The sequence below is a fragment of the Planomonospora alba genome, from assembly GCF_039534085.1.
GTDB lineage: Bacteria > Actinomycetota > Actinomycetes > Streptosporangiales > Streptosporangiaceae > Planomonospora_B > Planomonospora_B alba.
In genome coordinates, this window is the sequence record NZ_BAAAUT010000027.1 from 66,472 (window position 1) to 89,240 (window position 22,769).

23 protein-coding genes and 1 pseudogene are annotated in these 22,769 nt (G+C 72.7%); 11 read left to right on the forward strand and 13 right to left on the reverse strand.

The window, feature by feature from the left end; translation table 11 throughout:
• Window positions 1-12: 12 nt before the first annotated feature.
• Together ABD823_RS17675 and ABD823_RS17680 are read left to right on the forward strand one after the other, a co-directional pair.
• Complete coding sequence (locus ABD823_RS17675) at window positions 13-621, forward strand: helix-turn-helix domain-containing protein (RefSeq protein WP_344860872.1); 609 nt, start codon at window positions 13-15, stop codon at window positions 619-621.
• Window positions 622-647: 26 nt separating this feature from the next.
• Window positions 648-1,175 (forward strand): GNAT family N-acetyltransferase, encoded by a 528-nt coding sequence (locus ABD823_RS17680; protein ID WP_344860874.1) that lies wholly within the window; start codon window positions 648-650, stop codon window positions 1,173-1,175.
• A gap of 28 nt (window positions 1,176-1,203) precedes the next feature.
• On the opposite strand, the gene ABD823_RS17685 is transcribed toward ABD823_RS17680, so the two are convergent.
• On the reverse strand, window positions 1,204-1,710 hold the full coding sequence (locus ABD823_RS17685; protein WP_344860876.1) for a CBS domain-containing protein: 507 nt from the start codon (window positions 1,708-1,710) through the stop codon (window positions 1,204-1,206).
• 274 nt (window positions 1,711-1,984) lie between these two features.
• Here ABD823_RS17685 and ABD823_RS17690 point away from each other — a divergent pair, with 274 nt between their 5' ends.
• Window positions 1,985-3,037, forward strand: coding sequence for a zinc-binding dehydrogenase (locus ABD823_RS17690; RefSeq protein ID WP_344860878.1), 1,053 nt, complete (start codon window positions 1,985-1,987; stop codon window positions 3,035-3,037).
• A gap of 139 nt (window positions 3,038-3,176) precedes the next feature.
• Here ABD823_RS17690 and ABD823_RS17695 read toward each other — a convergent pair whose 3' ends face one another.
• From ABD823_RS17695 to ABD823_RS17710, 4 genes and pseudogenes are all read right to left on the reverse strand, one after another.
• Window positions 3,177-3,641 (reverse strand): pyridoxamine 5'-phosphate oxidase family protein, encoded by a 465-nt coding sequence (locus ABD823_RS17695; RefSeq protein ID WP_344860930.1) that lies wholly within the window; start codon window positions 3,639-3,641, stop codon window positions 3,177-3,179.
• A gap of 90 nt (window positions 3,642-3,731) precedes the next feature.
• The gene (locus tag ABD823_RS17700; RefSeq protein WP_344860880.1) at window positions 3,732-4,373 is read right to left on the reverse strand and encodes a LysE family translocator; all 642 of its coding nucleotides are present in this window, start codon (window positions 4,371-4,373) and stop codon (window positions 3,732-3,734) included.
• Window positions 4,374-4,510: 137 nt separating this feature from the next.
• Entirely contained in the window at window positions 4,511-4,879 is a 369-nt protein-coding gene (locus tag ABD823_RS17705) for a DUF4180 domain-containing protein (protein ID WP_344860882.1), read from the reverse strand.
• A gap of 399 nt (window positions 4,880-5,278) precedes the next feature.
• Window positions 5,279-5,831 (reverse strand): annotated as a pseudogene (locus tag ABD823_RS17710) (hypothetical protein).
• Between the two features lie 219 nt (window positions 5,832-6,050).
• Here ABD823_RS17710 and ABD823_RS17715 point away from each other — a divergent pair.
• Window positions 6,051-6,641: a sugar O-acetyltransferase gene (locus tag ABD823_RS17715; protein ID WP_344860884.1), complete on the forward strand. Its 591-nt coding sequence runs from the start codon at window positions 6,051-6,053 to the stop codon at window positions 6,639-6,641.
• Between the two features lie 27 nt (window positions 6,642-6,668).
• Here ABD823_RS17715 and ABD823_RS17720 read toward each other — a convergent pair whose 3' ends face one another.
• The 3 genes from ABD823_RS17720 to ABD823_RS17730 all read right to left on the reverse strand — a co-directional run bounded on the left by ABD823_RS17720 (window position 6,669) and on the right by ABD823_RS17730 (window position 8,546).
• Window positions 6,669-6,827 (reverse strand): hypothetical protein, encoded by a 159-nt coding sequence (locus ABD823_RS17720; protein WP_344860886.1) that lies wholly within the window; start codon window positions 6,825-6,827, stop codon window positions 6,669-6,671.
• Between the two features lie 84 nt (window positions 6,828-6,911).
• Entirely contained in the window at window positions 6,912-7,241 is a 330-nt protein-coding gene (locus tag ABD823_RS17725) for a helix-turn-helix domain-containing protein (protein WP_344860887.1), read from the reverse strand.
• A gap of 642 nt (window positions 7,242-7,883) precedes the next feature.
• Entirely contained in the window at window positions 7,884-8,546 is a 663-nt protein-coding gene (locus tag ABD823_RS17730; protein WP_344860889.1) for a TetR/AcrR family transcriptional regulator, read from the reverse strand.
• A gap of 45 nt (window positions 8,547-8,591) precedes the next feature.
• Between ABD823_RS17730 and ABD823_RS17735 the strand changes: the two genes are divergently transcribed.
• The gene (locus ABD823_RS17735) at window positions 8,592-9,497 is read left to right on the forward strand and encodes a CPBP family intramembrane glutamic endopeptidase (RefSeq protein ID WP_344860890.1); all 906 of its coding nucleotides are present in this window, start codon (window positions 8,592-8,594) and stop codon (window positions 9,495-9,497) included.
• Window positions 9,498-9,707: 210 nt separating this feature from the next.
• Here the strand turns inward: ABD823_RS17735 and ABD823_RS17740 are convergent, their stop codons facing one another.
• Window positions 9,708-10,226: a helix-turn-helix domain-containing protein gene (locus ABD823_RS17740; protein ID WP_344860892.1), complete on the reverse strand. Its 519-nt coding sequence runs from the start codon at window positions 10,224-10,226 to the stop codon at window positions 9,708-9,710.
• 110 nt (window positions 10,227-10,336) lie between these two features.
• Here ABD823_RS17740 and ABD823_RS17745 point away from each other — a divergent pair, with 110 nt between their 5' ends.
• Window positions 10,337-10,978, forward strand: a complete 642-nt coding sequence (locus ABD823_RS17745) for a CPBP family intramembrane glutamic endopeptidase (protein WP_344860894.1) — start codon at window positions 10,337-10,339, stop codon at window positions 10,976-10,978.
• Window positions 10,979-11,428: 450 nt separating this feature from the next.
• On the opposite strand, the gene ABD823_RS17750 is transcribed toward ABD823_RS17745, so the two are convergent.
• Complete coding sequence (locus tag ABD823_RS17750; RefSeq protein WP_344860896.1) at window positions 11,429-12,289, reverse strand: SDR family oxidoreductase; 861 nt, start codon at window positions 12,287-12,289, stop codon at window positions 11,429-11,431.
• An 89-nt stretch (window positions 12,290-12,378) separates the two neighbouring features.
• Between ABD823_RS17750 and ABD823_RS17755 the strand changes: the two genes are divergently transcribed.
• Window positions 12,379-13,335, forward strand: coding sequence for a helix-turn-helix transcriptional regulator (locus ABD823_RS17755; RefSeq protein WP_344860898.1), 957 nt, complete (start codon window positions 12,379-12,381; stop codon window positions 13,333-13,335).
• Window positions 13,336-14,336: 1,001 nt separating this feature from the next.
• Here ABD823_RS17755 and ABD823_RS17760 read toward each other — a convergent pair.
• Together ABD823_RS17760 and ABD823_RS17765 are read right to left on the reverse strand one after the other, a co-directional pair.
• Window positions 14,337-15,176 (reverse strand): alpha/beta fold hydrolase, encoded by an 840-nt coding sequence (locus ABD823_RS17760; protein ID WP_344860900.1) that lies wholly within the window; start codon window positions 15,174-15,176, stop codon window positions 14,337-14,339.
• Window positions 15,173-15,766 (reverse strand): TetR/AcrR family transcriptional regulator, encoded by a 594-nt coding sequence (locus ABD823_RS17765; RefSeq protein ID WP_344860932.1) that lies wholly within the window; start codon window positions 15,764-15,766, stop codon window positions 15,173-15,175. Before ABD823_RS17765 ends, ABD823_RS17760 begins: the two co-directional genes overlap by 4 nt.
• Window positions 15,767-15,963: 197 nt before the next feature.
• On the opposite strand from ABD823_RS17765, the gene ABD823_RS17770 reads away from it, so the two are divergent.
• Entirely contained in the window at window positions 15,964-16,941 is a 978-nt protein-coding gene (locus ABD823_RS17770; RefSeq protein WP_344860902.1) for a tyrosine-type recombinase/integrase, read from the forward strand.
• Window positions 16,942-17,004: 63 nt separating this feature from the next.
• Here ABD823_RS17770 and ABD823_RS17775 read toward each other — a convergent pair whose 3' ends face one another.
• Complete coding sequence (locus ABD823_RS17775) at window positions 17,005-18,039, reverse strand: PucR family transcriptional regulator (protein WP_344860904.1); 1,035 nt, start codon at window positions 18,037-18,039, stop codon at window positions 17,005-17,007.
• Between the two features lie 118 nt (window positions 18,040-18,157).
• Between ABD823_RS17775 and ABD823_RS17780 the strand changes: the two genes are divergently transcribed.
• From ABD823_RS17780 to ABD823_RS17790, 3 genes are read left to right on the forward strand one after another with little or no spacing between them, the layout of a single operon-like run.
• Window positions 18,158-19,054, forward strand: a complete 897-nt coding sequence (locus ABD823_RS17780; RefSeq protein WP_344860906.1) for an alpha/beta hydrolase — start codon at window positions 18,158-18,160, stop codon at window positions 19,052-19,054.
• Window positions 19,055-19,114: 60 nt separating this feature from the next.
• Window positions 19,115-20,950, forward strand: coding sequence for an ABC transporter ATP-binding protein (locus tag ABD823_RS17785; protein ID WP_344860908.1), 1,836 nt, complete (start codon window positions 19,115-19,117; stop codon window positions 20,948-20,950).
• Entirely contained in the window at window positions 20,947-22,692 is a 1,746-nt protein-coding gene (locus ABD823_RS17790; RefSeq protein ID WP_344860910.1) for an ABC transporter ATP-binding protein, read from the forward strand. The genes ABD823_RS17785 and ABD823_RS17790 overlap by 4 nt, the downstream gene beginning before the upstream one ends.
• Window positions 22,693-22,769 lie beyond the last annotated feature (77 nt).

Sequence of the window (22,769 nt, forward strand, 5' to 3'; positions counted from 1 at the left end):
ATTGTCTCCGACATGAGAAACGGTGCCGGGGGAACACACCCCGACCACCCCACCCCCGACCACCCCGACCCGCTGGAGACCCGCCTCGCCGCCCGCCTCGCCCGGCTGCGAGTCGAACACGGCTGGTCGCTCGACGACCTCGCCCACCGCACCGGGATCAGCCGCTCCACCCTGTCCCGCCTCGAACGCGCGCAGATCAGCCCGACCGCCGCCCTGCTCGGCCGCCTGTGCGCCGCCTACGGCCGCACCATGTCCCGGCTCCTGGCCGAGGTCGAGACCACCCCCTCCCACCTCGTCCGCGCCGACCGCCAGCCCGTCTGGCACGACGAGACCTCCGGCTTCACCCGCCGCTCGGTCTCCCCGCCCCACACCGGCCTGCGCGGCGAGATCATCGAAGGCATCCTGCGCCCCGGCGCCGACATCTCCTACGACGCCCCGCCCGTCCCCGGCCTCGAACAGCACATCTGGGTCCTCGACGGGACCCTCCACGTCACCGCCGACGACCACACCCACGACCTCCGCGCCGGCGACTGCCTCCGCTTCCGCCTGTGGGGCCGCTCCCGCTTCCACTGCCCCGGCCCGCAGCCCGTCCGCTACGCCGTAATGATCATCCTGCCCTGACCCCGCGCCCCGAGGACCCCCGCACCATGACCACCACGACCACCATCGCGCCCCTGTCCCCCGCCGGCTTCCACCACAGCGTCGACGACCTGGCCGCCCTCCTGGCCGACACCGTCGCCGACGGCTCCTCCCTCGGCTTCCTGTCCCCCCTCGACCACGCCACCGCCGCCGCCTGGTGGCACGCCCAGGCCCCCGCCGTCACCGACGGCACCCTCACCGTCTGGGCCGCCCACCACCTCGGACGCCTCACCGGCACCGTCAGCCTCTACCGCGAACGCAAACCCAACGGCGCCCACCGCGCCGAGATCGTCAAACTGATGGTCCACCGCCACGCCCGCCGCCACGGACTGGCCCGCCGCCTGCTGGCCACCGCCGAACACGCCGCCGCCCAGGCCGGGATCACCCTCCTGCTCCTGGACACCGAGACCGGCAGCGCCGCCGAACACCTCTACACCGCCGCGGGCTGGACCCGCTACGGCATCGTCCCCGACTACGCCGCCGACCCGGCCGGCACCCCGCGCGACTGCAGCTTCTTCTACAAGGAGCTGCGCTGACCTGCGGCCCCTGCTCAGCCGGCCCCTTTCAGTACGCCACCGGGGCGACGGACACGTCGTCCCCCGCGCACGTCACCTCCTCCGCCCGCAACCGCTCCGGCGGACGGGTGAAGACCTTCAGCAGATCCACCTGGTGCACCGTGCCGACCATCCGGCCCGTCACCGGATCGATCACCGGCAGCTGCCGGAGCCGCCGCTCGTGCATCAACCGCGCCGCCTCCCGCACCGGCGTGCCCGGCGTCACCGTCACCGCCGGAGCCGTCATCAGCTCCGCGGCCACCGCCCCCGCCGCCTTGCGGTGCTCCTGCCGCCGCCCGCGCCCGTCGCAGACCGACACGCCGTGCCGCACCCGGTCGGCCTCCTTCAGCAGCAGGTCGTCCTGCGAGACCACCCCCACCGGCCGCCGGCCGGCGTCCACCACCGCCACCGCGCCCACCGCGAACCGCCTCATCACCGCGATGACCTCGGCGAACGGCGCGTTCAACGGCACCGCGATCGCGACCCGGCCCATCACGTCCCGCACCCGCGTACGCATGGCCGACCTCCTTCCGTCCCGCACGGCCGCCCCGGCCGGCGCACCTCCCATCCTGCGCACCCCCGGCGCCGTACGGCAGAGCGGAACGTCACCGCCGCGACGGACCACGGTCCCGCCTTCCACCGACCCCGGACCCCCGTCCTCCCGGAGCCCCCGCCCGCAAAACCCCGGCCACGGCACCCCCACGATCGCCCCCGGCCGCGCGACCACCCCACCGGCGCGGGAACAACGGACAACACACCCGCCGCCACGGCACACACCACCGGGAAGACCCATGACCAGCACCATGCTCGCCGGACGACTCGACGTCGCCACCAAGACCTTCGCCCTGGAACACGTCCCCGTCCCCGAACCCGGCCCCGGCCAGGTCCGCATCCGGGTCAAGGCCGCCGGAGTCTGCCTGTCCGACGTCCACCTCATCGACGGCAGCCTCAACCCCCTGTTCCTGGCCGGGGACAAGGTCACCCTCGGTCACGAGGTCTCCGGCGTCGTCGACGCCCTCGGCCCCGACGTCCCCACCGGCTGGAGCCCCGGACAGCGCGTCCTGCTCAACGCCGGGGAACGCTGCGGCCGCTGCCCCAACTGCGTGCGCTTCATCGACCCCTGCCTGCAGGTGCGCACCCGCGGCGTCGACTACGACGGCGGCTGGGCCGAATACGCCCTGGCCACCCACCACACCCTCGTCGCCATCCCCGACAACCTGCCCTTCGAACAGGCCGCCATCATCCCCGACGCCGTCTCCACCCCCTGGGCGGCCATCGTCGCCACCGGCAGGGCGCAGCCCGCCCGGCCCGTCGGCGTGTGGGGCGTCGGAGGACTCGGCGCGCACGCCGTACAGCTGCTGCGCATCATCGGCGCCGCCCCCGTCATCGCCGCCGACCCCCTGCCCGCCGCCCGCGACCGCGCCCTGGAGTTCGGCGCCGACACCGCCCTCGACCCCGCCGCCCCCGACTTCACCGACCGGATGCTGGCCGCCACCGCAGGCCGGGGCCTCGACCTGGCCCTGGACTTCGCCGGCGTGCCCGCCGTACGCGAGCAGGCCGTCTCCTGCCTGGCCCCCGGCGGCAGGCTCGCCCTCGTCGGCCTCGTCCCCGCTCCCCTGACCGTCACCGAGAGCATCCGCTTCAGCTACCTCGGCCAGCAGATCCTCGGCCACTACGGCTCGGCCCCCGAGCACGTCACCCAGCTCGTCGACCTCACCCGCCACCACCGCCTCGACCTGGCCCGCTCCATCAGCGGCACCCTCCCCCTCGCCGAGGCCGCCGCCGCGGTGGACCGCCTGACCCGCAAGGAGGGCGACCCCATCCGCCTCATCCTCACGCCCTGACACGCCCGCGCCCCGGCCCGGTGCGGCCCGGCCGCCCGTACAGACGGTACAGGCGGCCGGAGCGAGCGAAGGGCGGGCGCGAGGCGCAGCCCGCCGCGCGCCCGGCGGGGCCCGAGGTCAGGCGGCGGTCAGGCGGCGGTCAGGCGGCGTGCCAGCGGCCGCCGCTCATCAGCTCCCGCCCCTTGAGCTCGTTGACCTCCCGCCACGCCAGGATCCGCTCCGGGCGGATGCGGAAGTACAGGTAAGGGCTGCTCAGCTCCCGCGGGTCGAACCCCGTCTTGACGGCGAAGGCATCGCCCACCTCGGCCGACAGCTCACCGGGCCGCAGCGCCTCGGCCGTCCCCTCCACCAGCACCACGTCGCGCGTCTCGCCGAGACCGACCCGCACCCGGCCCGTGGCCTGCAGGTTGCGGGCCGTCGGCGCCGAGGCGGCCGTGGCCACCAGCAGCGCCGAGCCGTCCCACAGGAACGACAGCGGCACCATGTACGGCTCACCGCCGTCCGCGGCGGCCGTCGCCACCCAGGCGTCGACATCGTGCTCGAACCGGCGCAGCGTGTCGGCCTTGCGCTGCTCGGACGTACGGGCGGGCGGAAGCGACGGCATCACGGACGACTCCTCAAGAAGATCGAAAAACCGGGCCGATGCTACCGGCATCCCGCTCCGGCACCCCACGCCGACCGCTCACCCGACCGCTCACCCGGACGCCGGAGAACGCCCCAGTGCCATCTGCACCGCCAGGGCGCCCAGCACGGTCCCCATCACGTAACGCTGCACCCGCACCCACGACGGACGCCTGCCCAGGAACTCCGCCACCGACCCCGCCGTCAGCACGAACACCCCGTTGACCGACACCGCCACCGCGATCTGCGTCAGCCCCAGCACCAGGCTCTGCCCCGCCACCCCGCCCCGCGCCGGGTCCACGAACTGCGGCAGCAGCGACACGTACAGCACCGCGATCTTCGGGTTGAGCAGGGCCGTCAGCATCCCCATCGAGAACAATCTGCCCGTCCGCTCCGGTGCGAGCCCCCGCGGCGCGAAGACCGGCCCCGCACCCGGCCGCACCGCGCCCCACGCCAGCCACAGCAGGTAGCCGGCCCCCGCCACCTTGAGCACCGTGTACGCCGCCGGCACCGCCGCGAACACCGCCGTGATCCCCGCCACCACCGCCAGCAGGTAGACCCCGAAGGCGGCCGCCACCCCCGCCAGGGACACCAGGCCCGCCCGGCGTCCCTGCGCCAGCGAACGCGACACCAGATAGATCATGTTCGGGCCGGGGGTCAGCACCATCCCCAGCGCCACCGCCGCGATACCGGCCACGGCACCCACAGAGACCATGCGGCCATCGTCGGCCACCACCCCATGGTCAGAGAACGGCCAATTCCGATCAATGGCCTTGAATCCCGGCCCCGACCGGGGCTCCCCCGCCCCGCCGTCCCCCCGCCGGACTCCGCCCCCAGGCGGACCGGTCCCGATCAGCGCCCGGCCAGCCGCGACCGCAGCGCCTCCAGGTCGGGCACGAACCACACCTGCGTGCCCCGGTTGCTCTCCCCGACGAAGTCCCGCAACGCCGAACCGGCCTCCAGGTGGCGGGAGATGTCGCCCACCACGGCGAACCCCAGCCGGTAGTTGACGAACTTCTGCACGATGCCGCCCGCCACCCGCGTGCGCAGCCGGAAGAAGTCGTCGGTGAGCCGGGCGACGGGCACCGCCGCCCAGGTGGCCCCCTGGGAGAACATCTCGCCGATCACGTCGGCCGCCTCGCGCTCGCCGCGCAGCGCGGGGCCGTCCGCCGCGCACACCAGCACGGGCGTGCCGGACAGGTGGTGCAGTACGTCAGGCATGAGGACGGATTCCTTCCCAGTGAGGACACCGAGCCAGCGGCCGTTCCGCCGGACAGAAGCGACACTCCTCAAATTACTGTATCATCCTCATTTATAGGGAACCTCAAGTGAATATAGATGAAGTTACGTTCTTGGATGGAAGTCCCCATCGGACCGGGCCCGACGGGGGCGCCGCGTCTCCGCCCGCCGCAAGGAGCGGACCCGGCCCATGAGCGACGACGGCCCCGAGCCGCTCACCATCGGATGGCTCTCCGAGCGCACGAGGGATGCCGGTGCGCACTGTTACGGCAGAGCCAGCCGCCCGATGGATGCCGTCGGGCGGCTGGACGAGCGCTCCGCGGCCCGGCCACTAGACGAGCAAGAGGGCGTTTGATCCTGAGAGCTCTGTCTGATCCATGTTCAGGCGCCGCGCCAGGCCGGGGCGGATTCGCCGGTGAGACGGCGGGACATGAGATCGATCATGGCGACGTGGGTCATGGCTTCGGAGCGGGCGGGCAGCGCCTCGTAGTCGCGGACCAGGCGGCGGTGGGCCATCGGCCGGCCGATGGTCCGCTCCACGGCCCAACGCCGGGGAAGCGGCGTCGATCCCCTGGTGGCCGGGTCGCGACGGACGACTTCGACGTCGATGCCCAAGCCGGCGCCGTGCTCGACGACCTTGGTGCGGTAGGCGCTGTCGGCCCAGGCCTTGGACAGGCTCGGGTGCGTGGTGGCGGCGGGCGCGTTGGTGGAGGTCTTGACGCTCTGGCTGTCGATCAGGCAGGCCGTCGGCTCGGGATCGCGGCCTCCGCAGTGCGGACGGGCGGCCGATGTCCAGGCCGCCGCCTCGGCGTTCGGCGCGCCAGGCGCTCAGCGGGGGTTCGATGAGCGCCCAGCGTGCGTCGGACAGGTCGCTGGGGTACGGTCGCCGCTCGGTCGCGTCTTTGGCGTACTGCGCGGTGGACGCGCCGGTCAGCCGATTGCGGGATCCGCCGCAGATGAAGCACGACACGACAGTTGACCGTGCGGGCCAGCAGGGCGCGGATGTACGCGGCCTGCCCGGGCCCTCTCCCGCAAAGGCCACCCCCATGGGCGGGTGGGCGGTGCCGACCGGCTCCTAAGCCCCGTGGTATCCAGTTCTTCCTACCCCGGCAACCGGATATCTCACGGGCCGACAACGAGCAAGGATCACGCAGTGACGCTTGAGGACCAGCGCGCCCATATTCTCTCGGGCCGGATGTACAACGACCTCACCGACGAACTGGTCCAGGCGCGGCAACGTACCGTGCTGCTGACCACCGAATACAACAACAGCTTCGGGCAGCCGCAGCACGAGCGGGAGGCGATCCTGCGCCGCCTGCTGCGCGAGGTCGGACGGGACTGCCACTTCGAGCCGACGTTCCGCTGCGAGTTCGGCTTCAACATCAGCATCGGCGACCACTTCTACGCCAACTTCGACTGCATCATGCTCGACGGCGGCGGCATCACCATCGGCCACCAGGTGCTTTTCGGTCCCCGCGTCGGCATCTACACCAGCAACCACGCCCTCGACGCCGCCGAACGCGCGGCCGGTGCCTGCTATGCCAAGCCGGTGACGATCGGCGATCGCGTCTGGATCGGCGGTGACGTCACCATCAACCAGGGCGTGACGATCGGTGATAACACGATCATCGGTTCCGGCAGCGTGGTCACCCGCTCGATCCCCTCCGGCGTTATCGCCGTCGGCTCCCCCGCCCGGGTGCTGCGCGAGATCACCGAGGCGGACAAGAGCGGCTACCGACCCTGACTTGCAGCTGAGATTGAAGGGCTGAGGTTACGGCGGTTCAAGGATGAAGCCGGTCTGAGCGATGAAGCCGTCCAGCAGCCCGGGCCGGTACCGCATCCGCTTGAGCGTGGTGGCGACCATCGCGGCGAGTTCGTCGATGTCGCGCGGGGCGAGATCGGCCAGGGCCCGCTTGAGCGCCGGCCACACGCCCTCGACCGCCTTTCAGCTCCGGCGCGTGAGACGGCAGCGGGAAGACCGCCGGCCACGGGCGGGCCGCGATCATCGCGCGCATCACCCGGGACAGGTGGCGGCGGTCGTTCGCTGGTCTGCGGCATAGCCGTGTGCGGCCGGGCCCCGTTCCAGCTCGGCCTTCAACCGCTTCAGCCGGGCCTCGTCCAGGCGGCATTTGTCTCCGCCGGGGCCCTTGGAGGCCAGGGCTTCGGTGCCGCCGGCCTGCCAGGCGCGGTACCAGCGGTTGGCCGACATCCGGCTGGCCCGGAACCGGCGGGCCACCTCCGGTGGCGGCACTCCGTGGGCGAACAGGTCCGCGGCCTCGAAGTGCAGCTGCTCTCGCTTGGCGCGTGCGGCGGCGGCCGACCCGCCGCCTTCGGGATACCTCATGCTCCCGGTATGACCGGCCTGGGGCGATCGTCACGCTCTCCTGGAAGCCGCCGGCTGCCACCGCGCCGTCCTCACATAAGGCTACAAAACGGAATATCTGGCCGAAAGGTTATGCGGGCCCGAGTCCTCCCACACCCGTCAGCACCGAAGATGCCCTACCGCCAAAATTCGGTCCGATTCTCCCCGGAGGCCGAGAAAGCCCAGGGTTCCCGCGAACTCGAAGGTCGGCACTGGACCGTCGGGGCGGTCTGAGCGGTTATGCATCCTTGGATTCGCCAAGACCCACGGTCGTTCAGGGCCGGCCGGCCTCGGAGCGGCAACAGGCAGTGCCCCGGACACGGCGACGGCGGCTGGCCCGGCCCGGTGAGCGGCTGGGACACCTGAGCCGGTGTACGGAGCCCACCCTCGCGTGGGCAGGCGTTCTCTGGGACAACACTCGACCCCGGACCAAGGCATCCATGGACGGGCCGGCCGCGCGCCTCCTCGTCTTCACTTCCACTACAAAAACCTCAACGGCGAGGAGAAGGCTTCACCGATCCCGAGATCTGTTCAACTGCTGGACCGGCGTCTTCTGTGCAGAGAACGCCCGGCTCATGGAGCTATGGCGGCGATGGAGGACTCAGGGAACTGTGGGGTTGTTCCTCATTCCGGGCGGGGCTTCGGGTCATGGGAATCCTCCCCTGCGGAAGGGCTGCGCGTCTCGGTCAGCAGGCACAGCTCGTCACGGACGATCGCGCGGATGGTCTGCGGGGTGAAGTTGTGGGGGTAGGTCGCCGTCTGCAGCGTCAGGCCGTCCATGAACACATGAAGCCGCGCGGCCTGCCGCTCCAGGCCGGCCTCGGCGAACTCCTGCCCGATCTCCGGCGACGGCATGTCGTGGCAGGAGGCGACCGCAAGGCGGCAGATGTGGCGTTCGCCCGCCCAGGCGGTGCTGTGCAGCTCCGCCAGGGACTCGTCGACGCGCGAGCGCACCAGGCACGCCAGCCACACGTCGACTTCGACGCGGCGGTCGTCGTCCAGCGGAAGGAGCTCTTCGAGCATGAGCCGGGCACGCTCCAGCCCCGGCAGGTCCGCGTGCAGGTGCCCGGCGATACGCGCGGCGACGTTTCTGCCGATCGCGTGCGCGGCGAAGGCGAGCAGGCCGCGCTTGGTGTCGAAGTAGTGGCGCAGCCCGCCGACCGAGACGCCCGCCGCCTCGGCGACCTTGCGGACCGTGGCGCCCTCGATGCCTTCTCGGCTGATGACCTCCCATACGGCACGGACGAGCTCGTCGCGTCGCTGCGCATGGTCGACGATCTTCGGCATGCCCCTATTATCGCACGCTCGTACGGTTTCCTATAAAGTACAAGCGTGCTGAATAAGACGCCGCAGCGAACGCCACACCATCGGATCCTGGGACCGGGCGTGCTGATCGCCGGCCTGAGCGTGCTCTTCGCATCGGCGCTGTGGCTGGCGCTGGCCACCGGCGGCGAGATCCGCTACACGGCCGACCATGCCGGTACCAGGCCGATGTGGCACGTCTGGATCCCCGTCCTGGTGGGAGTGGTGCTCACCCGGCTGATGCCGTCACCGGCCCGGGCGGTTCCCGCAGATGGTGCACCGGCCACCCGAGGGCTCCGCTTGCAAGCGGGCGTCCTTCTGGTCTCGGCCGTGCTGTTCGCGGCGGGGCTGCGAGTGGTGACCGACAGCGGCCACGGCGCCGAGCCCGCGCACACCGTCTTGAAGCTCGTCCTGCTGCTGGCCGTGCCGGTGCTGGTGTTCCGGCTGTCGCGCCCCGGCGTCGTTCATCGGGAGCCGGTGCAGGAGGGGCCCGTGGCCTGGCGCCGCTACGGGCCGGTAGTGCCGGTGGCGGCCTGGCTCGTCCTCTCCCACGCCGGACCGTTCGTCCGGCCGTCCGGCGACAGCGCCTGGGCGGCGGATCTGGACCCCGCCGCGCTGCTGATCGCCATGATCGTGGTCTTCGCCGTCAACGCCCTGCTCGAAGAGGTCTTCTACCGGCGGTGGCTCCAGACCCGATGGGAGCACATCATCGGCCGCTGGCCCGCCATCGTGCTGGCGAGCCTGCCCTTCGCGGCCTGGCACATCGGCATCCACGGCAGCGGCCACCTTCCCACGGATCTCGCCTCGGTCCTCGTCCACCAGGGGGTGCAGGGTCTGTTCCTCGGCTACCTGTGGAGCCGCTACCGGCTGATGTGGCCCATCCTCACCGTTCACGGCACGATCAACGCCGGCCCCGTCCTACTGAGCATGCTGTAGCGCCTGTCGGCCGACGGAGCGGAAGCGGCCGATCACCGCCGGGCAGCCGGTGCGCCGCAGACGCAGGGTGATCGAATCCATTCGGTAACCATCCGCTGGTTCTCACGGAAAGTGTCGGGGGCGTCACCTAAGGCCTGTCCTGTGAATCTTTCAGGAGTTCAGCCGGGTCACCGATGTCGTAGGCATGGTGCACCGAGGGGAGCTCACCGATCAGCAACGGGAGCAGACCTGACGGCCGACGGATTCGCGGTGCAGGACGGAGAGTTTCTCGAGGTATCCCACGGCTCGTGAGACGGTGCCGTGGGTGATCCCGAGCCGGCAGGAGAGCTGCGCGGCGGAGACCGGGGCCTCCGCGATGATGAGCGACGCGAGGACCGCGGACGCCGTTCGAGGTAGGCCCCTGTCGTGGAACAGCGCGGACAGCGTCCGGATCGCGTCGGCCGCAAGGCCGTCCCGCTCCGTTGCCGCGCCGACCGGCCCGCGTCGTGCCGGTGGCGTGACGGAGCCGGGCGAATGCGACGCGGCCAGATAGGCGGCGGTGCCGCCGGCGCGGCTCACCTCCCGGCTGACCGTCGACGTGGGTCTGCCCAGCCGGCGTGCGACGGTGGCGTACGAGTCGCCGGCGGCCAGCCCGTCCGAGATCACCTGCCGTTCCCGGGCGGTGAGCCTGCGACCTGGCACCAGATCCCCTCTCCGTTGCAATAGAAGAACCGTGTGCAACGAATCCATCCCTCGCGTTGCACCGGATCGGCCTCTTGCAACAGCATTCTGCGGCAAGCAACCGGACAATTCTATCGTTGCGGATTGCGGAAACAATCAATGCAACGGAGGTGGTCCGCGTGCCCGGTCCTTCATCTTTCAGCCGACGTCCCGCTCCCTCGACCGCGGGCCGCCTGCGGTCGGCGATCGAGGGCGGACGCCACTCCTGGGCGACATCGCTGGCGCTGCACCTCCTGCCCGGCATACCCATCGTTCTGGCGTACCTCCTCCTCACCGGACCGCTCGTCCGCGCCATCGGATACCCGCCGTTCCTGGCCTGGGTGCTGGCGATGTGCCTGGGCCTGGTCCCGGTGCAGCTCGGCACGCTCTTCTGGCTCGGCGCGCGTCCCGGCGGGCGCCGGCCGCTTCGCGGCGTCGTGGCCTACGCGGACAGGCCCATACGCCGGTGGCCGCTCGCCGGCATGGTCACCGGACTGGTGCTGTGGATCTTCGTGACCGGCAGCGTCGCCCAGCCCGTCGACCGCGTCCTGCAGGAGCGCGTGTTCGCCTGGCTCCCGTGGGCGTCAGAGGTCTCCGGCACGACAGGCACCTTCACCGGCCATGCGGAATCGAAGGTCGTGACGACTCTCGCCGTGTCGCTGATCCTGTCGGGCGTGCTCGGCCCGGTGACCGAGGAACTCTACTTCCGTGGATTCCTCCTGCCGCGGCTGCCGACCGGCCGCTGGGCGCCCGCCGTGAACACCGCCCTGTTCTCTCTGTAGCCGAGGGCCAACTGAAGGTGCAGGTTGAAGATCAGGCCGAACCCGGAGAAGGCAGCGAAGTAGATCATCCCGGTGGCCATACCGCCGAGGAAGGCCCGCTTGCGGAACAGACCGGGCAGGATGAGGGGATCACCGCCGCTACGGCTCTTGCGGATCTCATACCGGCGAAGGCGGCGAACACCGCGACGGAGGCCGCCTGGAGTTCCCGGGGCGGGAACATCTCCTTCATCATGCCGAGCCCTTGGGGGACCATGCAGGCGCCGAATGCGGCCGGCGATGTCGCCGAGCCTGCCGCCGACCAGCAGGCCGGCGCTCATGGCCAGGGTGTAGGCCACCCCGAGCCATCGAGGGTGGTAGTACCGGCAGGGGCAGGGCGTCGGTCATTGCTGTTCCCAGGAGGTGGAAGCGAGCGTCCCCTTCGAGAGGGACGCCCGGGGTGGCCGAGGATGGTCAGCGGAAATCGGATACGTGATCGCGGGCCCATGCGGCGTAGCTGCGCGGGGGGCGTCCGGTGACCTGTTCCACGTCCGGCCAGACCCGCATCAGCGCCGACCAGTCCTGATCGGCGTAGCCGCCGCCCTCCGGGTCCTCGCCGCCGTACTCGACGAAACCCAGCATGAGGTCGGCCGACTCGGCGGCGAATCCCCCTTGTGCCTTCAGCAGCTCACGGGCGCGCTCGCGGCTGACCTCCTCGTAGCGGACCTCCTCTCCCAGCGCCGCACCGATGGCCGCGACCTGCTCGCGAACGGTGACCAGGCCGGGCCCCGTCACGGTGTACGCCTTACCGTGATGGCCGCCCCGCAGCAGCGCGGCGACGGCGACCGCGGCGATGTCGGCCTCGTGGATCAGGTTCATCGGCTCGTCCGCGAAGGGGTAGCGCACCACTCGTTCGGCCCTGATGGACGGCGCCCACAGCTGCAGCATGTTCGTCATGAACCCGCACGGCCGCACATGCGTCCATTCCAGCCCGGACTCCTCCACCGCCTGCTCCACCGAGCTGACGTGCAGGCCGGCGGTCACCGACGCCGCCGACAACACCACGATGCGCCGCACACCGGCCTGACGGGCCAGCGCGACGACCTCGCGGGCGCGCTCCTCCACCGGGAACAGGTACATACGCTCCACGCCGTCCAAAGCAGCGGCCACGCTCGCCGGCTCGGCCAGATCGCCCTGGACGACCTCCACCTGCGGCGGCAGCTTGGCCGCCGCAGGGTTGCGGGTCAGCGCCCGCACCTGCGCGCCCGCCCGTACGAGCTGGTCCACCACGTGGCGGCCGACGATCCCCGTCGCCCCGGTCACCAGGATTTTCATATGCGTTTCTCCTGCTGTGTCGTTCACGAGGGCTACGCTAGAGTGCCTTCCGGTCACTTCCTGACCGGAAGCTGAGAGAACCTGGGAACATGGCGAACACGAGCGCGCGCATGCTGCGACTGTTGTCCCTGCTGCAGACCCACCGCCACTGGCCCGGCCTGGAACTGGCCGACCGGCTCGGCGTCAGCGAGCGCACCCTGCGCCGCGACATCGACCGGCTGCGCGAGCTCGGCTACCCCGTCCAATCCGGCCGCGGCTCCGCCGGCGGCTACCAGCTCGGCTCCGGCGCCGCGATGCCGCCCCTGCTGCTTGATGACGAGGAGGCCGTCGCCATCGCCGTCGGCCTGCGCACGGCTGCCGGCGGCACCGTCGAAGGCGTCGAGGAGACCTCGCTCCGCGCGCTGACCAAGGTCGTCCAGGTGATGCCGCCCCGGCTGCGCCGCCGCGTGGACGCGCTGAACACTTACACGGTCACCGCCCCGGCGGGCGGCCCTCAGATCGAGGCCACCACGCTCACCGTGATCGCCCAGGCGTGCCGGGATGACGAACGGCTCACCTTCACCTACGCCACCCCGTCCGGCGAGCCGGCCACCCGGCTGGTCGAGCCACATCGGCTCGTCTCGCTCAAGCGCCGCTGGTACCTGGTCGCCTGGGACCTCGACCGCGCCGACTGGCGCATTTTCCGCCTCGACCGCCTCACCGGCCCGGCCGCGACCGGAGCCCGCTTCCGCCCGCGCGACCTGCCCGCCGAGGACGCCGCCGCATTCGTCGCCGAACGGCTCGGCTCCCGTCCCACCCGGTACGAGATCACCGTCCTCCTCCACGCGCCGGTCGGCATGGTGGAGGAGGTCGTCGCCGCCACCGGTGGGCGGGTCGAGCCCGTTGGCGACGACTCCTGCCGCCTGCGCCTGCAAGTGGACGCCTTCGACTGGCCGGTGCTCGTTCTGGCCGCCGTAGGCGCGGAATTCGACGTCGTCCATCCGCCCGAGTTCCGCCACTACCTACGCGACATCGGTCGGCTCTTCCTGCGCGGCGGCACCGCTTAGCAGGATCACGGTCCCAGGCCGGGGCCTGTGCACGAGGACGATGACGGTCGGCAGCCCGCGCATGGGCGGTCATGGCGGCGCGCCGAGCAGGCGATCCGACGACCCGGCCGGTGCGCGACTCGGGCACGTTATCCGGTGCATCACCGCCGACCAGCTCAGGGCGAGTCCGCCGGCATGGCCGGGGTCCTGCCGTACGACGGTGCCCGACTTCACTGACATCAGATCCGCGCGACCCACTGACGACAATCCCGCTTGTCCACTGACATCAAGTCCGCGCACAACATCCGGGAATCAGGATTCCCCAGAGGTCAGGCGTCCACCAAACCAGGTCAACTCCACCCCGGTCGACCAGACGGCAGCGCGCACCGTCGCATATGACCGACCCCCGGAGAACAGCACCGGATGAGGACTACCACGCCAGGCTCTCGGAGACGGCCGCCTCCGTCCGCTGGACGGCTCCACAGGTCGGATCCACGCAGCTCAACTGATCATGTGATCATGAAAGAGCCGCACGCCTCGCTCCGGTGGACCGCGCGACAGGCAGGCATCTCACCGGGCACGCCCCGCGACGTCCGCAATCGCCTCAAGCGCAGAGAAGGCCCGCTGCCGGGAGCGCCACGGCCCACCGATGCACGACCCGGACCGGCACCGCACGGGCAACGAGCCGTTTCCGACACTCCTCCACGAGGTACTGAATTCCGGCCACGTTCCGCTCCGCCGCGTGGATCGGGCAGTGATCGGAGCCGGACGCCACCCCTGCATATCCTGACGAGGGACCCGTCCCCCCGGCTCAGCGAACGCGGCCGACTCCTCCTCCGAATACTCGGTGCGAACGCTTCACTCTCGTCCAACCGTCAGCAGTTGATCGATTCGATACCCGGGCACTGCGTCGATCTGATCCACCGCGCGGCAAAGGAGAACGCCGCCGCCTGCTCCGAGGAGGGCGCAGGAGCAGCACGCGAGTCACGGCGAGATGACACCCTCCGAACGCGCGACTCCGCCTAGGCACTCAGCACCTTGCGGAGCAGAGCACCGAACTCGGCCGGGTGCGTACTCAGACCCGTGTGCCCACCGGGGAAGTGGACGAGCTCCCCGCCGAACCGCTCGGCCAGGAAGGCGACCGCGCGGTAGGGCAGCTCGCCACGCGAGTCCTCCCCGCCCGCGAGCACCAACCGCTCCGACAGAGCCGCCAGACGATCCACGTCCGGCACATAGGCCATGAAACTCGGCACGATACGCCCCAGGAAGTAGGGCATGTCCGCCATCGTCCGCTCCACCCGAGCCGCCGCCTGCGGCGGCAACTCCGCGGCCGCCCCGACAACCACCGGATCGGAGCCGGGCCGCCGCAGGCCCGCCGCGAACTCGGCCGCCGCGGGCATCAGCCCCTCCCTGCGGAAGGTGTCCTGGACGCGGGCGAGCAGCGCGCGATGCTCGGCCGCGTCCGGCAGCACCTCCACCACCGGCGGCTCGTGCGCCACCACGCGTTCGATCCGCTCGGGATGGGCGATGAGCAGGTGCAGCGCGACGACCGCCCCCGAGCTACAACCGGCCACCCGGGCGGGCACACGCGGCGACAGCAGCTCCAGCAGCCGGAACGCGTCATCGGCGTGCTGCGCCACCCGCTGGGCGGCCTCCGCGTCGTCCAGCGCACTGCGGGACATGCCGCGTGGATCGTAGGAGGCGACCGTGTGGTCGGCGGCCAGATCGTCGGCGATGCCGTCGAAGGAGGCCGCACCACCCGTACCCCCGGGGATCAGCAGCAGGAGCGGACCGCTTCCGCGCATCTCGTAGTGCAGGGTGGCGCCGTCCACACGCAGGCGGCCGGTGACCGGCTCGGTCATGACAGGTCTCCTTCACGGGATGCGGGCCAGTGCTCCAGGAGCGCGTGCAGCGCGTCGAGACAGCGGACCCAGGACGCCTCCGCCGGGCGCGCGTGCGCGAAACCACCCGCGGCCTCGAGACTGACGAAGCCGTGCAGCGTACTGCGCACCAGCCGGACCGCGTCGGTCAGATCAGGCTCGGTCAACGCGTAGGCACGCAGCATGCCGTAGGTCAGCTCGACCGCGCGCCGCGGCCCGGGCGCCGCGGCCGCGAGCTCGGGGTCGATCCGCATCGGGACCTGCGTCGCGGTGTACCGGCCCGGATGGGCGTGGGCGTATGCCCGCCAGGCGCCCGCGAAGGCCACCAGCGCGTCCCTCCCGGCCCGCCCGGCGGTGGCCTCGGCGATGCGGATGGTCTTCTCATCCGCCGCCAGCAGAGCGATCCGCCCGCGCAGGTCCTCCAGACCGCGTACGTGCGCGTACAGGCTCGCATCCTTCACCCCGAGCCGCCGGGCCACCGCCGACATGGTCACATGCTCGAGCCCGACCTCGTCCGCCAGTTCGGCCCCCGCGATCGTCACCCGATCCGCCGTCAACCCGGCCCGGGCCATGCGCACCACCCTTCTCCTAGGGGTATTAGCTTCAGACTAATACCCCTAGGAGAGTTTTCAGACCCGGTGACGGCGACTTCCGAGCCGGCCGGGGCGAAGAGTTTCTCCTCGGTGGTTTGCTTTCTCTTTCAAGATCGTTTTCTGTTGGAAGCTGCCCTTTACGTTGTAGATTAATAAAAGGGGCTAGAATCCCCGCGATGAGCGTGCCAGCCGTACCCTCCGCCGCGACCGCTCCCGCGGTCGAACCCGCGCGCGACCCCTACCACGTCTACCTCGGCTCCCTCACCGGTCCCGAGTCCCCCCGCGCCATGCGCGGCTGCCTGGACCGCCTGGCCGTCCTCATCTCCGGCGACGAGAACGCCTCCGGCGCCGGCCAGCCCTGGCACCTGCTCCGCTACGAGCACACCGTGCGCATCCGCGCCCTCATGACCGAGCGCGGCTGGTCCCCCGCCTACGTCAACAAGCACCTCGTCGCGCTGCGCCGGGTGCTGCGCGAGGCGTGGCGGCTCGGGCTGATGACCGCCGAGGAGTACCAGCGCGCCATCGACCTGCCGTCCGTCGAGCACACCCGCCTGCCCGCCGGCCGGCACGTGCCCGCCGAGGTCGTGGGCGCGGCCCTGGCCGCCTGCGACGCCGACGACTCCCCCGCCGGGCTCCGGGACGCCGCCCTGCTCGCCGTGCTGTACTCCACCGGCTGCCGCCGCGCGGAGCTGGCCGGGCTGACGCTCGCCGACTACGACCCCGCCGACCGCTCGCTGAGAGTACGCGGCAAGCGCGACAAGGAACGCCTGGTCTACCTCACCCCGCAGGCCGTCGGGCGGCTGGAGCGGTGGCTGGCCGTGCGCGGCCGCGCCGCCGGGGCGCTGTTCTGCCCCATCGGCAGGGCGGGATTCCTGCGCTTCCGCGACGGCGGGCCCGCCGCCATGACGGGCCAGGCCGTCGCCGACATCCTGGCCCGGCGGCTGGCCCAGGCCGGGGCCGCGCCGCGCACCCCCCACGACTTCCGGCGCACCTTCATCGGCGAGCTGCTCGACGCCGGCGTGGACCTGGCCACCGCCCAGGCCCTCGTCGGCCACTCCTCCCCCGCCACCACCGCCCGCTACGACCGCCGCCCCGAACGGCGCCGCCGCGACGCCGTCGACCGGATCACCCTCCCGGCCGCCCGGCCCCTGTGAGACGGCGGCCGCGGGCCGGCGCCCCGGCCACCACGGCGTCCCCGGCGGCCGGGAGGATCCGCCTCAGTCGTCGAGCAGCCGCCATGCGGTGAGGGCGAGCCTGGCCCGGACCAGCCCGGTGGGCTCGGTCAGCTCGACCCCCAGGGCCTTCCCGATCTGCTCGATGCGGCGGGCGACGCTGCTGTGGTGCAGGTGGAGGAGATCGGCGGCCCGGCGCAGGGAGCCGGTCTCGCAGTAGGCGTCCAGCGTCTCCAGATCGTCCGGGTTGCCGGCCATCCGGGCGATCGCGGCCACGTCGGCGTTGTCCCGCGCGGCCTCCCGGGGCACCTGTGCGAGCAGCGCCACCGCGCCCAGCTCGTCATAGTGGACGACCGGCCGGCGTGGGGTGGTGAAGCGGAGGGCGGTGCGGGCCTCCCGCCAGGACCGCCCTGGACCGCTCGCGGCGCCGATGCCCGCGCGCACACCCGCCGGGAACCGGGACGGATCGACGCCGGCGGCCAGCAGGACGCCCACACCCGCCAGGGGCGCCGCCTTCACCAGACGGGCCGGGCAGACCAGGCCGCCGATCCGGTCGAGGGGCAGCCGTGAGCGTACGGCCACGACGTGGACCGGCAGGTCCGCGGTGAACCCCAGCAGCCGCAGCGCCCGGGCCCTGGCCGCCTCGTCGCTGCCGGAGCTGATCGCCAGTTCGATCAGGGCGGGATCGGCCATGGTGGTACGGGCCGGGCCGTACCGCTCGACGACCGCCGCCGCCGCGATGGCGAGCCGGTCCAGCAGCACGTCGTCGAGCGGATTCGGCGGGCCGGGGCGCTCCAGCCAGACCGTGCCGATCTCCTCCTCGTCGAGGGTGATCGGCGCGCTGCTGGACGCGGGGGACGGCGAGGCGGACGCCGGCCTGCCGTCGGGCGCCACACGGACCACCCGCCCCGTACCGGACAGCCGGATCCCCGCCACGCACTCGGCCAGGCCGGCCGAGGCCCGGGCCAGCGCCGCCAGGTCCACCCGCCGGCGCATCAGCGTGTCGTAGAACATGACGACCCGGATCACGCCCCCGGCCTGAGGGTCCAGGTGCGACAGCCGTGCGGCCACTGCCTCCATGCCAGGAGGATAGGACCTCCCCCGCGGGCGGGACGAGCGCCGATCGGCGCGGCACCGGCGCCCGATACGCGACGGATGGCGGGTGATCCCGGAGGCCGGGGCCGCGAGGATGGCCGGCATGGATCCCGAACTGGAAGCATTCATCCCGCTGTTCCCCCGGGCCGACCTGTCCGACCCGGTCACCGCACGCAAGAACCTCGCCGAGCTGGCCGCCGCGGTGCCGGCTCCGGACACCTCGGACATGCAGATCGAGGACCGCACGGTCCCCGCCGACCCGGGCGTGCCGGTGCGGATCTACCGCCCGCACCAGGCGCAGGGCGCCGTCATCTGGCTGCACGGCGGCGGCTTCGTCATGGGCGACCTGGACACCGAGCACCCGTGGGCCTCCCGGCTGGCGGACGGCTCCGGCGCGGTGGTGATCTCGGTGGGCTACCGGCTGGCCCCCGAGCACCCGTTCCCGGCGGCCCTGGACGACGCCTACGCCGTGCTGGCCTGGACGGCCGAGCACGCGGCCGAGCTGGGCGTCGACCCGGCCCGGATCTCGGTCGGCGGCCACAGCGCCGGCGCGACCCTCGCGGCCGCGGTGACGCTGCGGGCGCGTGACCGTCAGGGACCGCCGATCCGCTTCCAGCTGCTCAACCAGCCCGGGCTCGACGACCGGCAGGAGACCTGGTCGGCGCGGCACTTCACCGACACCCCCTGGATGACCCGCGACAAGGTCACCGCGCTGTGGCGGCACTACCTGGGTTCCGCGCCCGCCTCGCCGTACGCCGCGCCGGCGCGGGCGGCCGACCTGTCCGGTCTGCCACCGGCCTACGTCGCCACCGCGGAGTTCTGCCCGAACCGGGACGAGGGCGTCGAGTACGCGCTGCGCCTGCTGCGGGCGGGCGTGTCGGTGGAGCTGCACCAGTGGCCCGGAACCTTCCACGGGTCGCAGGCGATCCTGTCCGCCGAGGTGTCGCAGCGGCAGATCGCCGAGCTCGGCGCGGCTCTGCGCCGGGCCCTGGCCGGGTGAGCCCGGTGCGGCGCCGCACCGGGCCGGCCGCGAGGAGGGATCGATGAACAGGAGAGAGCGATGAGCACCACCGGCCTCGCCGAGGTCACGCGAGGACCCGCGCCGCCGGCCGCCGATCCCGCGGCGGGACCGGGCGTGGCGGCGCTGCTGCGCCCCCACGCGTGGGGTTTCGCCGCCGTGGTGGCCCTGCAGGTGATCGGCGCGATCGCGGGTCTGGCACCGCTGCTGGCGGTCGCGGAGCTGGGCCGCGAGCTGCTGTCACCCGGCCCGGTCGATCACGGCCACGTCCGGATCGTCCTGGCCGCGGGCGCGGCCGGCCTGTTCGTCCGGCTGCTGTCCACCGCCGCGTCGGCCGGGATCGGGCACGTCCTCGACGGCCGGGTGCAGCTGGCGTTGCGGCGGCGGCTGGCAGCCCACCTGGGGCGGGTCCCGGTCGGCTGGCTGTCCCGGCGCCGGACCGGCGAGCTGGCCAAGGTGGTCGGCGAGGACGTCAGCGCCGTGCACCCCTTCATCGCCCACACCCCCGGTGAGCTCGTCTCCGCGTTCGTGGTGCCGCTGGTGTCGCTGGTGTACCTGCTGGCCGTCGACTGGCGGTTGACGCTGATCACCTTGATCCCGGTGGCCACGGCCGTGGCGCTGGTCCCCCTGCTGATGACCCCCACCCGGCGGCGCGAGCAGGACGACTTCGACGCGGCCATGGGGCGGATCGCGAGCTCCGTCGTCGAGTTCGTGCAGGGCATCGCGGTGGTCAAGGTGTTCAGCGGGTCCGCGCGCGCCCACCGCAGGTTCCTGTCGGCCGCCGACGAGTTCGTCGAGGTCTTCTCCCGGTGGGTGCGCGGTGTGTCCGCGGTCGCCGCCGGGATGCAGCTGGCGCTGTCGCCGCCCTTCGTGCTGCTGGTCGTGCTGACCGGCGGCGCGGTCCTGATCGCGTCCGGCGGCCTGGTCCCGGCCGACCTGCTGCCCTTCCTGCTGCTCGGGCTGGGCCTGACCGCTCCGGTGGCGGCCCTGGGCCACGGCTTCGACGACATGCAGGCCGCCGGGCGCGCGCTCGGCCGGATCCGGGACGTGCTCGCGGTGCGGCCGCTGGCCGAGCCCGCGCGTCCGGTCGCGCCGCGGGGGCACCGGGTGGAGCTGCGCGGCGTGCACTTCGGCTACGGAGACGGTCACCAGGTGCTGCGCGGGATCGACCTGGTGCTAGAGCCGGGGACGGTCACCGCGCTCGTCGGGCCGTCGGGCGGCGGGAAGTCCACGCTGGTGCGGCTGCTGCCCAGGTTCTTCGACCCGGACCGCGGTGCGGTCCTGCTGGGCGGTGTCGACCTGCGCGAGATCGGCGGCCGGGATCTCCACCGGATGGTGTCGTTCGTCTTCCAGGACGTGCGGCTGCTGCGCGCGTCGGTGGCCGACAACATCGCGCTGGCGGTGCCGCACGCCGGCCGCGACGACGTGGTGCGGGCCGCCCGGCTGGCGGACATCCACGACCGGATCCTCGAGCTGCCGCGCGGCTACGAGTCGGTGATCGGCGAGGACACCGGGCTGTCGGGCGGCGAGGCGCAGCGGATCTCGCTCGCCCGCGCGCTGCTGGCCGACACGCCCGTCCTGGTGCTGGACGAGGCGACCGCCTTCGCCGACCCGCAGACGGAGCAGGCGGTGCGCCGGGCCCTGGCGGCATCGGGGGGTGACCGGACGGTTCTGGTCATCGCCCACCGGCTGGAGACGGTCGCCGCGGCCGACGCCGTCGTGATGCTGGACGACGGGCGGATCGTCGAGCACGGCAGGCCCGCCGAACTGCTGGCGCGGGGCGGCAGGTTCGCCGACTTCTGGCGGCCCCACCGGCCGGCGGCCGCCGACCGGCCCGGAATCCACGACGGCCTGCCGCGAGGAGACGAGTACCGATGATCCGGATGCTGCTGCGCGTGCTGGGGGACGACTACGCCTGGCCGGTGCGCCGCACCATGACCCTGATGACGGCGGCCGCGGTGGCCGAGGGCCTGTCCTACGCGCTGCTGGTCCCGGTGCTGCGGGCGCTGCTGGGCGGCGACCCGGCGGGCGCCGGGCCGTGGCTGACCGCGTTCGGAGCCGCGGTCGCGCTCTACGCCGTGCTGCGCTACGCCAGCGATCTGTCCGGTTTCCGGATCGGGACCACGATGCTGCGCGGCCTGTACCACCGGCTCGGCGAGCACCTGGCCCGGCTGCCCCTCGGTTGGTACGGCGCCGACCGCGTCGGGGAGGTGTCCGTCCTGGCCGGCCGCGGCCTGCTGTCGGCGATGAGCGTGATCGCGCACCTGCTGGCACCGTTCGTCTCCGCCTGCGTGACCCCCCTGACGATCGTCGCCGTGATGCTGGCCTTCGACTGGCGGCTGGGGCTGGCCGCGCTGGCCGCCGCCCCGGTCGTGGCGGCGGTCCAGGTCTGGACGGCACGCTCGACGGCCGCCGTCGACGCCGAACGCCACGAACGCGACCGCCAGGCCGCCGGGAGGGTCGTCGAATACCTCCAGGCCCAGCCGGTGCTGCGCGCCGGCGGCCGGACCGCCGAGCGCTTCACGCTGCTCGACGACGCGCTGCGGGAACTGCAGCGCACCTCCCGCCGCGGCGTGCTGGCGACGCTGCCCGGCGCGGTGGGCCTGACCCTCGTGGTGCAGGCGGTCTTCACCGCGGTGCTGGTGCTGGGCGCCCGCCTCGCGCTCGGCGGGAGCATCGGCGCGGCGGAGGTGCTGGCGGTCCTGGTGCTGGCCGCCCGCTGCGCCGATCCGCTGCTGTCGCTGTCGGACATCGGCGGCGGGCTGCGCGCCGCGCGCTCGGAGCTGGTCAGGCTCGATGCGGTGCTGCGCACCGCGCCGCTGCCGGAGCCCCGCCGGCCGCAGCGGCCGGCGGGGTTCGGCCTGGAGTTCGACTCCGTCACCTTCCGGCACGGCGACCGCACGGTGATCGACGGCCTGTCGCTGTCCGTGCCGCAGGGGCAGCGCCTGGCCGTCGTCGGGCCGTCGGGTGCGGGCAAGAGCACCCTGCTGCAGCTGCTCGCCCGCTTCCACGACGTGGACGCGGGCGCGGTGCGGATCGGGGGCGTGGACGTGCGCGCCATCAGCACCGAGACGCTGATGGCGCAGATCGCCGTCGTCTTCCAGGACGTCTACCTCTTCGACGGCACGATCGAGGAGAACGTGCGCCTCGGCCGTCCCGGCGCCGGCGCGGCGGAGGTGCGGGCGGCGGCGGCCGCGGCACGGCTGGACGAGGTGGTCGAGCGGCTGCCCGGCGGATGGGCGGCGAACGTCGGCGAGGGCGGCGCGCTGCTGTCGGGCGGCGAGCGCCAGCGGGTGGCGATCGCGCGGGCGCTGCTGAAGGACGCGCCCGTCGTCCTGCTGGACGAGGTGACCTCCGCGCTGGACCCGGTGAACGAGGCGGCCGTCCACGAGGGCATCGAGCGCCTGGTGGCGGGCCGGACGGTGGTGATGGTGGCGCACCGGATGCGGACCGTCCGGCGCGCCGACCGCGTCGTCTTCCTGGACCGGGGCCGGATCGTGGAGGAGGGCGGCCACGACGAGCTGCTGCGCCGCGGTGGCCGCTACGCCGCCTTCTGGGACATCTCCACGGCGGTGCGGATGCCGGCGGGCCGCCCGGACGGGCCGGGCGCTGACCGGTGATCACGCGCCCCGGTCGTCCCGCGCCCGTCCGGGATCCCGTCCGGGATCCCGGACGGGCGCCGCCGGCGGCCGACCGG